Origin of the sequence: uncultured Aquabacterium sp. (assembly GCF_913773725.1) — a bacterium.
In the GTDB taxonomy this organism is placed as follows: domain Bacteria; phylum Pseudomonadota; class Gammaproteobacteria; order Burkholderiales; family Burkholderiaceae_C; genus Aquabacterium.
In genome coordinates this window covers 1-10,425 of the sequence record NZ_CAJYGK010000077.1, presented here as the reverse complement: position 1 = coordinate 10,425, position 10,425 = coordinate 1, and the positions used below count along the sequence as shown (strand labels likewise).

Annotated in this window: 9 protein-coding genes; 6 read left to right on the top strand and 3 right to left on the bottom strand. The window is 67.4% G+C overall.

Annotated features, from left to right (window positions below; translation table 11 throughout):
• Window position 1 precedes the first annotated feature (1 nt).
• Both QZ709_RS08680 and QZ709_RS08675 read right to left on the bottom strand, forming a co-directional pair.
• Window positions 2-862 (bottom strand): alpha/beta hydrolase, encoded by an 861-nt coding sequence (locus tag QZ709_RS08680; RefSeq protein WP_294636887.1) that lies wholly within the window; start codon window positions 860-862, stop codon window positions 2-4.
• A gap of 42 nt (window positions 863-904) precedes the next feature.
• The gene (locus tag QZ709_RS08675) at window positions 905-1,903 is read right to left on the bottom strand and encodes a M14 family zinc carboxypeptidase (protein WP_294636888.1); all 999 of its coding nucleotides are present in this window, start codon (window positions 1,901-1,903) and stop codon (window positions 905-907) included.
• Between the two features lie 193 nt (window positions 1,904-2,096).
• Here QZ709_RS08675 and QZ709_RS08670 point away from each other — a divergent pair, with 193 nt between their 5' ends.
• Window positions 2,097-2,228, top strand: coding sequence for a hypothetical protein (locus tag QZ709_RS08670; RefSeq protein ID WP_294636886.1), 132 nt, complete (start codon window positions 2,097-2,099; stop codon window positions 2,226-2,228).
• Here QZ709_RS08670 and QZ709_RS08665 read toward each other — a convergent pair.
• Complete coding sequence (locus tag QZ709_RS08665; RefSeq protein ID WP_294636885.1) at window positions 2,203-3,204, bottom strand: alpha/beta hydrolase; 1,002 nt, start codon at window positions 3,202-3,204, stop codon at window positions 2,203-2,205. The two genes, QZ709_RS08670 and QZ709_RS08665, sit on opposite strands and share 26 nt — an antisense overlap.
• Window positions 3,205-3,284: 80 nt before the next feature.
• Between QZ709_RS08665 and QZ709_RS08660 the strand changes: the two genes are divergently transcribed.
• The 5 genes from QZ709_RS08660 to QZ709_RS08640 form a co-directional block, all read left to right on the top strand.
• Window positions 3,285-4,229: an LD-carboxypeptidase gene (locus QZ709_RS08660; RefSeq protein WP_294636883.1), complete on the top strand. Its 945-nt coding sequence runs from the start codon at window positions 3,285-3,287 to the stop codon at window positions 4,227-4,229.
• A gap of 78 nt (window positions 4,230-4,307) precedes the next feature.
• Window positions 4,308-6,572, top strand: coding sequence for an ABC transporter substrate-binding protein (locus tag QZ709_RS08655; RefSeq protein WP_294636882.1), 2,265 nt, complete (start codon window positions 4,308-4,310; stop codon window positions 6,570-6,572).
• Complete coding sequence (locus QZ709_RS08650; protein WP_294636881.1) at window positions 6,572-7,555, top strand: ABC transporter permease; 984 nt, start codon at window positions 6,572-6,574, stop codon at window positions 7,553-7,555. Before QZ709_RS08655 ends, QZ709_RS08650 begins: the two co-directional genes overlap by 1 nt.
• Before the next feature lie 12 nt (window positions 7,556-7,567).
• On the top strand, window positions 7,568-9,004 hold the full coding sequence (locus tag QZ709_RS08645; RefSeq protein WP_294636880.1) for an ABC transporter permease: 1,437 nt from the start codon (window positions 7,568-7,570) through the stop codon (window positions 9,002-9,004).
• Between the two features lie 11 nt (window positions 9,005-9,015).
• The coding region (locus QZ709_RS08640; RefSeq protein ID WP_294636879.1) for an oligopeptide/dipeptide ABC transporter ATP-binding protein at window positions 9,016-10,425 on the top strand (1,410 nt) is incomplete at its 3' end.

The window sequence follows — 10,425 nt, the reverse complement described above, 5'->3', positions numbered from 1 at the left end:
CTCAGGGCACGGCTGTACCCGAGGTGGCGCGTTCGTCCTCCGTGCAGGACAGCGTGGCGGCCGGCGAAGCCGCCGAAGCACCGCCCTGGGCCTGATCGGCGGCCGGCGCGAGCCATCGCGCCACTTGCTGCGCGACCCAGGGGCCATCGTCCAGGGGCAGATCGTGACCTGCCGTGGGGTGTGTGGTCAGCGGCGCACCCCATGCTGTCGCCAGGTGTTCGGAGCAACGGGGGTTGACCAGCTCGTCGCCTGCGCTGTTGAGCAGGAGCAAGGGCATGGAGGGCGGGGCGTCTGCACGGTAGCGTGCCGCGGCCCACAGTTGCCGCAGGCCGTTGAGCCTGCTGACCGGGTGGCTCGATCGCAGGCTGAGCCAGGCCGCCATCAGTGCCTGGCGCGGTCCCGGGTGCTGTGTGGTCATCCGCATGATGCCGTCTTCCCATTCCAGGGAGGTCCCGCTGACGATCAGGCGCGCAATGCGCCGGTACTGGCGCGGGCGAAGCCGCTGCCAGAAGGGGCTGTAGGGCCGCAGACTGGTGTTGATCAGCACGCAGCGCACCAGCTCCTGAGGATGCTGACGGGCCCATTCCACGGCGACCATGGCGCCCAGCGACATCGCCAGCACGTGACAGGGACGATCCAGCCCTCTGGCCGCGAGGTCCGCGCGCACCGCCTGGACCATCTCGGCAACATGGGCTGGGCTGCGCTCATGCCAGCGGGCGCCGTTGCCCGGTAGGTCGGGCGTCAGGATCAGGCTGCCAGGGGGCAAGGTCTCCTGCAGGGTGCGCACAAAGGCTCCCCAGTGACCGCTTTCTCGCAACAGTCCGCGCAGCAGAACCCAGACGGGCGGAGGGGAGTCAGGCATCAAGGCGTCTCCATGGTGGCAGCCCCTCTTTGTCGGCCCCGGTCAACGCAGTTCGGGGCGGTGGGCGTACCACCGCCGGAGGGCGTCGAGGCGGAGCGCTTCGCGGGCTTCGGGGGCGGGAAGCCAGCGGCGATGGCCGATCGCAGCGCGGGCCAGAAAGTCCATCAGGCCCAGGTGCCGGCGCAGCACCCGCTGCTGGCGATGGTCGATCAGCGGATTGAAAATCCCGTGACGGTTGAACAGCTGGCGGGGGTTTTTCTTGACCCACAGCCAGGACCCCATCTCCAGCGTCAAAGGCAGGAAGAGGTGACCCGGGTGACCGGTCAGCGCCCGCAGGTAGAGGTGGTCCCAGAGGTCACCATGGGTGAGGTACTGCTGGCTCTGCGGCTCGAACACATACGGGTGGTGGGCGTATCCCTCATCCAGAATGCACCGCAGCGCATGCAGTTCGGCCAGATGGGGCAGGGGGCGGGTCGTGTGGGCGTAGGGGAACCACAGGCGATCCTGCACGCCGAAGCCGGAGTGGCAGTCGAGAGCGATGCTGAACGGGCGTGACAGCAGCTCCCGTTCGATGGTGTCGCACAGCGCCTGGCTTTCCGGCTGCATGGGGGCCCCGGCCGGGCCGCGGTACCAGGGCAGCAGGGCGCTGAGGCGCTGGCCCCCGATCAGAAAGGGCACCGGCTCTTCTGCTTCGACCGGTGCATTGCGCATGAGGTCCACCCCCTGTGGGTTGGCGCGGGTGCCCAGCCACAGGCCGCCGGGATTGACGAGGGGCATGAAGACCATGCGCAGGGTGTCCAGCTGGCGATGCAGCAGGGCATCCCACTTCAGCCGCTCCAGAAGGGTGCGCAGCAAGGTCATCACCACCTGTGAGCCGATGCGCTCCAGTCCGTGCACGCCGCCCACGAAGGCGACAGCGGGGTGGGTCAGGTCATGGCTGCCGAGGCTCACCACCGGGACGTCGAAGCGCGCCGAGCCGCAATCGACCGTGCACGCCACACGCGCCTGAACATGGGCGCCGCCTGCATCGATGAGGCGCATCAGGTCGTCGAGGTCGGAGAGGTGCGTGTGCAAGCGAAGGACCGGACGCCTCTGGGGGCGTTGCAAGGGCTGACCCGCGATCGTGCGCAGGCGATGTGTCAGCTTGACGACGGCCGAGAGTGGCTGTGGGTGGAGCGGCTGTCACGGTTCTGTCATGCCCGGCCGATACCGTGCCGTCCGAAGGAGATCCACCATGCTGCACCACCTGTTGCACTCTCGCCGCCTGGCTCGCTCGATGGCCCTCGCCGTGGCGGTGGTGGCGGGCATGTGGGAATGCGCCGCACTCATGCGGTCACGCGTCAGCGGCGGGACGGCTCACCGCTGAGGCGAACGCTCCACCCCGGAAGCCCCTCGATGGAGCGTTCGACCGCGTCCGTGTAGCTGCCCGGCTTGCCCAGCGTGGCGTTGATGTCCCCGTGCGACAGCGGCACCGGCAGGATGTGCATCTCTGGCGCGTCTGACGGGATGGCCGCCGCAAAGCTGCGCGCCTGAGGGCAGGCGTCTGCGCGACGCGAGCTGCACACGGCCAACATCGGTGCCGCCATGCGCGTGAGTTGGTGCAAGGGCGACGCCGCAACCCAGTCCGAGCGTGCCGTCCCGAACGCGCGGTCGTACAACGCGAGATGGCGTCCGCTCATCACGGCCACCACGTCGAAGGCGGCACTGTCCAGGCTCACCGTGCCGAGCCAGGGCAGGGCTCCTTCGGCCTGGGTGAATGCGGGATGGGCCGTGAGCAGGGCCACCAGGTGGGCGCCAGCGGAGTGGCCCATCAGCACCACCTGCCGGGGATCACCCCCCCAGGAAGGTGCATCGCGCTGCACGCTTGCCAGCGCGCGGGCCACGTGGCGGGCCTGCTCCAACGGCGGCGTCTCGGGCAGCATCGGGTAGTTCACCGACACCAGTGCCACATTGCGCGGTATCCAGCGACGGACCTTGTTGTCCACGACCGGCGCGTGGGCCTTGTCGCCATGGGCCCATCCCCCACCGTGCACCATCACGATGATGGGCATGGTCTGCATGGGCCGTCTGGATGGCAGGTAGACGTCGTAGCGCTGGGCGCTGTGGGGCCCGTAAGCCCGATCGGCCAGTCGGACCACGCCCGTCGGAAGGCGGCCGCTTGCGCGGAAGGCTTCCATGCCCTCGTCCAGATCCGGCTCGGTGGTCTGCGCGGGCGATGGCTGGCCCTCCAGCCTCGCGCGCAAGCGGTCCCCGAGCGGGCCGGCGATCGCCGTGGCGTGAGCCACGAGCAGGCTGAGGCAGCATGCGCCCGCGGCAAGCCCGGGCAAGCGAGGAGTGTTCATGATGTGCCTGTGGCGAGTCCGAGCCTGTTCAATGCGGCACGCCCTCAGGCCGTTGACACGCCATGCGCCACAATGGGCGGATGAGCACTGCCCGCAATGATCTCGCCCTGTTCAGCCCCTCCGGCATCGTCGCCAAGGCCACCCCGGTTCGCAAGGCGGCCCGCCGCCTCAAGGCCCTGGGATTCGATGTCCGCGTCGATGAGTCTGCGTTGCTCAAACAGCAGCGGTTTGCGGGGGATGACGACAGCCGCCTGGCCGCCCTGCATCGCATCGCTGCAGAAGGGCCCGCCGTGGCGCTCGCCACGCGAGGAGGCTACGGACTGAGTCGCATCCTCGACCGGATCGACTGGAAGGCGTTGCAGCGCAGCGTCGAGCAGGGAACGGCCTGGGTGGGTTACAGCGACGTGACCGCATTGCAATTGGGGGCCATGGCCCATGGCGCGGCCGGGCCCGCTCAGCCGGGTGAAGGCGTGCGTGCCGGGTTCTGGGCCGGCCCGATGGCGTGCGAGGACTTCGGCAGCGCCGACAGCGACCTTGGCGGCGATGACGTCACCCAGGAGACCTTTGTGGAGGCCATGTCGGGCGAACTCGAGGCCGTAGGCTTTCGCACCGAAGCCGGCTTCGACGGGCTGGAGTTGAGCGGCCGCTTGTGGGGCGGCAACCTCGCAGTGGTCCAGGCCATGCTGGGCACCCCCCACTTCCCCAAGGTCCGCGGCGGCATCCTGTTTCTTGAAGACGTCAACGAACATCCCTACCGCCTGGAGCGCGCCCTGCTGCAACTGCTTCAGGCCGGGGTGCTGGCACAACAGAAGGCCGTGGTGCTCGGCTCGTTCACGGCCTACCGCAAGTCGCCGCTGGATCGCGGCTACAACCTCAAGACGATGGTGGCCTACCTGCGCAGCGTGTGCCCGGTGCCGGTGCTGACGGGGTTGCCATTCGGGCACGTGCCAGTGAAGGTGTGCCTGCCTGTGGGGCGCAAGGCGAGTCTGATGGTGCAAGGGCGGGACGCGTTCGTCTTCTGGTGACAAGCCCGGGCTTCCCCTGCGACAGCCATGTTCTCGGTGGTCCGGAAAGCACGGTGCAATGGCCCCACAATAAGCGCCATGCACATGACTAGGGTGTTGAAAGAGCGGAGCCCCCTGATCGGCCTGTGGCTGGCCGGTCTGGTCGCCATGCTGCTCGGGCTGGGCGGGTGCCACAACAACCCCTACCCGGTTGGCGCCGAGCGCGAGAACACGTTGTACACGGCGTTCAACGAGCGCTCGCCGCGCTACCTGGACCCCACCTCGTCGTACAGCAGCAACGAGACGCCCTACACCTATCAGATCTACGAGCCGCTGTACGGTTACCACTATCTGAAGCGACCGTACGAACTGGTGCCCAAGGCGGCTGCCGCGGTGGTGCAGCCGCGCTACATCGACAAGAACGGCCAGCCGCTGGCTGCCGATGCGCCGGCCGATCAGATCGCTGAAAGCATCTATGACATCCCGATCAAACGGGGCATCCTGTATGCGCCGCACCCGGCGTTCGCGAAGGACGCGCAGGGGCAGTACCTGTATCACCGGCTCACGGCGGCCGATGTCGGAGACAAACGCAGTCCCTGGGCGTTTGCCCAGCGCGGCACGCGCGAGCTCACGGCCGAGGACTATGTGTACGCCATCAAGCGCCACGCGACGACGCGCACCGCGGCGCCGGTGTTCGGGATCTTCTCGGAGTACGTCGTGGGCCTGGCCGACTACGGCAAGCTGATCCGAGCGGAAGACAAGAAGCTGCGCGCCGGTCTGCCCCCCACCTCCCGCGACAAACCCTTCCTCGATTTCCGACGCTGGCCACTGGCGGGGGCGCAGGCGCTGGACAGCCACACGCTGCGCATCCGCATCATCGGCAAGTATCCGCAGTGGAAGTACTGGATGGCCATGACCTTCCTGGCGCCCGTGCCTTGGGAGGCCGATGCGTTCTACGCCCAGCCGGGCATGGCTGCCAACGGCCTGTCGCTCAACACCTGGCCTGTCGGCACCGGCCCCTACATGATGGCCGAGTACATCCAGGACCGGCGCCATGTGCTCAAGCGCAATCCGAATTACCGTGGCGAGCGCTACCCCTGCGAAGGCAGCGAGCAGGACAAGGCCCAGGGCTTCCTGGCGGATTGCGGCAAGCCCACACCGTTCGTGGACACGCTGGTCTTCAGCCTCGAGAAAGAGTCGGTGCCGCAGGACGCCAAGTTCCGTCAGGGCTATCTGGACATCCCCGAGTTCGATCAGATGAGCTACGGCAACGCGTACAAGATCCAGATGGAGGACTCCGACCGGTTCAACAAGGAGTTCACCGACAAGGGCATCGTGATCCGCCGTACCGTCGACCTGTCTTCGCGCTACATGGGCTTCAACTGGCTCGATCCGGTCGTGGGCAAGGGCGACACGCCCGAGCAACAGGTGCGCAACCGCAAGCTGCGTCAGGCGCTGTCGATCGCGATCGACTGGGACGAGTACAACCGCATCTTCCCCAAAGCGGCCGGGGAGGTTGCGCAGGGCCCGCTGCCTGGCGGCGTGTTCGGGTCGCGTCATGGCACCCGTGAAGGGCTCAATCCGGTTACCCATCGCTGGGTCAATGGTCTGGCGGTGCGCCGGTCGATCGAAGATGCCCGCAAACTGCTGGCCGAAGCCGGCTACCCGGATGGACGGGACGCCCGCACCGGCAAGCCGCTGGTCCTCAACTACGACTTTGGCTCGCCGGCCACGCCGGAGGCGAAGGCAACGCTGGACTGGACCAGCAAGCAGTTCGCCAAGCTCGGCATCCAGCTCGAGGTGCGTGCCACCGACTACAACCAGTTCCAGGACAAGGTGCGCCGAGGCCGACACCAGATCTTCACTTGGGGCTGGCTGGCCGACTACCCCGATGCCGAGAACTTCCTCTTCCTGCTGTACGGCCCCGGGGCGAAGTCGGTCCACGACGGCGAGAACGCGGCCAACTACCAGAATCCCGAGTACGACCGGTTGTACAGCCGCCTGCGGCTGATGGACGATGGCCCCGCCAAGCAGGCCGTGATCGACCAGATGGTGCGCATCCTTCAGGAGGATGCGCCGTGGTCCTGGGGCTACTTCCCCTATGCCTCGGGCGCCTACCATCGCTGGGTGCACAACGGCAAGCCGAGCATCGTGGTGCGCGACCAGGCGCAGTACTACCGGCTCGACACCGCCGAGCGGGCGCGCAGCCTCCGCGAATGGAATCAGCCGGTGTATTGGCCTGTGGCAGCGCTGCTCGCCGGCGTGGCCGCCATGGCGTGGTGGGCCGTGCGTGTGTTCCGGGCGCGCGAGCGACAGACCGCCCAGCCCCTGCCTTCGGGCATGCTCACCAGGCGGGAGCGCTGATGCTGAACTACATCCTTCGCAGACTCGGCTACGGCCTGGTCATCCTGATCGGGGTGAACCTCATCACCTTCGTGCTGTTCTTCACCGTCAACACGCCCGACGACATGGCGCGCCTCAACATCGGGGGCAAGCGTGTCACGCCAGAGCAGATCGAGAAGTGGAAGGCCGAGCGGGGCTATGACAAGCCCATGCTCTACAACGCCGAGGCACAGGGGACTGCGCGCCTCACCGACACGGTGTTCTGGGACCGATCCGTTTCTCTGTTCCTTTTCGACTTCGGCCGGGCGGACAACGACAGCGCCGGCGACATCGGCTATCAGATCCGCAAGCGCATGGGCGTGAGCCTCAAGTTGACGGTGCCGATGTTCGTGCTGGGGCTGATGGCGAGTGTGATCTTCGCGCTGTGGCTGGTCATGTTCCGTGGCACGCCCGTCGACTTCTGGGGCGTGGTCGTGTGCGTGGTGATGATGTCCATCTCCAGCCTGTTCTACATCATCGTCGGGCAGTACCTGTTTTCGCGGCTGGCCCGGCTGGCACCCATCTCCGGCTATGCCGAGGGATTGGATGCGCTGCGTTTCCTGGTGCTGCCCATCGGCCTGATGCTCGTGGCCAGCCTGGCGGGCCAGGCTCGCTTCTACCGGACGCTGTTTCTCGAAGAGGCCGGCAAGGACTACGTTCGCACCGCACGGGCCAAAGGCCTGAAGGAAACCACGGTGCTGACCCGCCACGTGCTGCGCAATGCGATGCTGCCCATCATCACGAGCGCGGGGGCGGCCCTGCCGTATCTGTTCATGGGCGGCCTCGTCACCGAGAGCTTCTTCGGCATTCCGGGATTGGGGGCCTACACGATCGATGCCATCGCGAGCCAGGACTTCGCCATCGTGCGGACCATGGTGTTCCTGGGGTCGCTGCTCTACATCCTGTCGAACATCCTGATCGACGTGGCCTACACCTGGGCCGATCCGCGCGTGCGGATGCAGTGAGGCGAGGCGGACATGGGTTTCAAACTGGTCATCCTCTGGACAGACGTGGTGCTGTGGCTGATGCTGCTGGGCCTGGGCGCTTACGTGGCCCACGTGCGGCGTGACCCGTCGTTGCGCGCCACTTGGGGCAAGGTGTTCATGAGCGGCGCGGCCATGGCTTCGTCTGTGGTGCTGCTGGCCATGCTGGGGGTCACCGTGATCGACAGTGTGCACTTCCGCCGCGCACTGCCGACGCAAGGAAGCGAGGCGATTGCCTATGACACCCGCACCGAATCGTTGCTCGATCTGGCGCTGGGCAAGCTCGTGAAAAGCCGCGAGAAGAGCTATTCCGCGCCGCTGGCCACCCATGGCTTCGTGAAGGAAACCATCCCGCCCAAGGCCGGCGACAAGCCAGTGCTGGACGAGCATGGCGTGCCATTGCCGCCACCCCGCGCGCACCCGCGCCTGCAACACGGGGGCGCCGGCCTGGCGGACCCCGCATCCGAGCACCTGCCCGACGTGCTGGCCAGACTTGCAGCGGGAACCGCCGCGGGCGTGGCCCTGGCGGGGCTGCTGCGCCTTGCCCTGCGTCGGCGGCTGGAACCGGAGGTCCCGCAGGCCTGGTCTTCGGCGTGGTGGTCGGCTGCGGTGCTGCTGGTGCTGTGCGGCTGGGCCGTGGCCTTGAGCTGGGGGCAGGGCTACCACGTGCTGGGCACGGACCGCACCGGCAACGACGTGTTGTACCAGGCGCTCAAGAGTGTGCGCACCGCCTTTGTGATCGGCTCCCTGGCCACGCTGGCCACCTTGCCGTTGGCGCTGGTTCTCGGCATTGCCGCGGGTTACTTCAAAGGCTGGGTGGACGACGTCATCCAATATCTGTACACCGTGCTGTCGTCTGTCCCGAACATCCTGCTGATCGCCGCTTGCGTGTTGATGGTGCAGGTGTTTCTCGACAAGCATCCCGAGTTGTTCGAGACCGGGCTGGAGCGGGCCGACCTCAAGATCTTCCTGCTGTGTGTCATCCTGGGCGTGACGGGCTGGGCGGGGCTGTGCCGCCTGCTGCGGGCCGAGACCCTCAAGCTGCGGGAGCTCGAGTACGTGCAGGCCGCGGTGGCGTTCGGCGCGGGTCATGGACGCATCATGCGTCGCCACATCCTGCCCAACGTGATGCACCTGGTGCTGATCACCACCGTGCTCGAGTTCTCCAGCCTGATCCTGTACGAGGCGGTGCTGTCCTATGTCGGCGTGGGCGTCGACCCTGCCATGAACAGTTTCGGCGGCATGATCAACCAGGCCCGGGTCGAGATGTCCCGCGACCCGATCGTGTGGTGGTCGTTTGCCGCGGCCTTCGTGTTCATGGTGGGCATCGTCCTCGCCGCCAACCTGTTCGCCGATGCGGTGCGGGATGCGTTCGACCCGCGCGCCCGGGTGGTGCGGCCCGTCCAGCGCGCCCATGCCATCCCCCGCTGAAGGAGCGCCCGATGCTGCAACTTGACGACCTTCAGGTGGTGCTCGAGGCCGACGCCGGTCTGGTGCGTGCGCTAGACGGGCTGAGCCTGACCCTGGCGCGGGGTGAAACCTATGCCCTGGTGGGCGAGTCCGGGTGCGGCAAGAGCATGACGGCGCTGGCGCTGATGCGCCTGTTGCCCGAGAACGGACGCGTGGCCCGCGGCCGCGTGGCGCTGAGCGCTGAGGCGCCTGATGCCAAGCCCACCGAACTGCTGGCCTTGCCCGAATCCCTGATGCGTCGCGTGCGCGGGGGGCGCATCGGCATCATCTTTCAGGAACCTGCGACCAGCCTCAATCCAGTGATGCGGGTCGGCGATCAGATTGTCGAGGCCATCGAGACGCACACGGTGTTGCGCGGAGAGGCAGCACGAGCCCGCGCGATCGACTGGTTGCGCCGCGTCGGCATCCCCGAGCCCGAGCGACGCATCGACAGCTATCCCTTCGAGATGAGTGGCGGCCAGAAGCAGCGCGTGATGATCGCGATGACGCTGGCGGCAGAACCCGACTACCTGATTGCCGATGAGCCCACCACTGCGTTGGACGTCACGATCCAGAAGCAGGTACTCGACCTGCTCAAGGACCTCCAGCGCGAGCGCCAATTGGGCCTGCTGCTCATCACGCACGATCTGGCAGTGGTGGCCGACATGGCGCATCGGGTTGCCTTGATGTACGCCGGGCAGATTGTGGAGGAGGCGTCGGCCACGACGTTCTTCCGTCAGCCACGCCATCCGTATGCGAAGTTGCTGCTTCAGGCCTTGCCGGACGCAGCGCGGCGCGGGCAGCCGCTCGTGGCCATCGCCGGCACGGTTCCACCCTTGTGGCAACGCTTCGAAGGCTGCCGCTTCGCCCCCCGATGCGAGCGGGCCGAGTCGCGTTGCCACGCCGAGTCGCCCGCGCTGGTCTCCGACCCGGCGGGGCGGGTGCGTTGCTGGTATCCCCTCGCCGGAGCGTCGTCTGGCGCAGGCCTCGCGCCGGACAGCTTGACCTGGCCTGACGGCTACATGCCGCCTCCGCCGGATGCGGTGCGCCTGGGCGAGCGCCTTCCCGAACTTTCCGACTTCGCTGGTCCGTCTCCCGCCGCGGCGGGCAACCGTGAGGCGCCCCGCGAGGCGGATGCATCGCCCGGTCTTCTGACGTCGGGTGGCGTCGATGCGCCTTCTGCAGACGCTGCAACCTTGCTGGACGTCTGTGGCCTGCAGGTGGCGTTTCGCTCGGGAGGCGGGCTGTTCCGCGCCGCGCACGAGGTGACAGCGGTGTTGGACGTCGGATTTCGCCTCCATGCCGGGCAGACCCTGGCACTGGTTGGCGAGTCAGGCTGCGGCAAGACCACCACCGGGCGGGCCATCGTCCAGCTGCTGCGGCGCCAGGCCGGGGTTCGGGTG

Bases quoted from the DNA above. Each gene is read 5' to 3' on its own strand.
- QZ709_RS08680 (WP_294636887.1), bottom strand. From the start codon at position 862: ATGCCTGACTCCCCTCCGCCCGTCTGGGTTCTGCTGCGCGGACTGTTG.
- QZ709_RS08675 (WP_294636888.1), bottom strand. From the start codon at position 1,903: ATGCGCCTCATCGATGCAGGCGGCGCCCATGTTCAGGCGCGTGTGGCG.
- QZ709_RS08670 (WP_294636886.1), top strand. From the start codon at position 2,097: ATGCTGCACCACCTGTTGCACTCTCGCCGCCTGGCTCGCTCGATGGCC.
- QZ709_RS08665 (WP_294636885.1), bottom strand. From the start codon at position 3,204: ATGAACACTCCTCGCTTGCCCGGGCTTGCCGCGGGCGCATGCTGCCTC.
- QZ709_RS08660 (WP_294636883.1), top strand. From the start codon at position 3,285: ATGAGCACTGCCCGCAATGATCTCGCCCTGTTCAGCCCCTCCGGCATC.
- QZ709_RS08655 (WP_294636882.1), top strand. From the start codon at position 4,308: ATGCACATGACTAGGGTGTTGAAAGAGCGGAGCCCCCTGATCGGCCTG.
- QZ709_RS08650 (WP_294636881.1), top strand. From the start codon at position 6,572: ATGCTGAACTACATCCTTCGCAGACTCGGCTACGGCCTGGTCATCCTG.
- QZ709_RS08645 (WP_294636880.1), top strand. From the start codon at position 7,568: ATGGGTTTCAAACTGGTCATCCTCTGGACAGACGTGGTGCTGTGGCTG.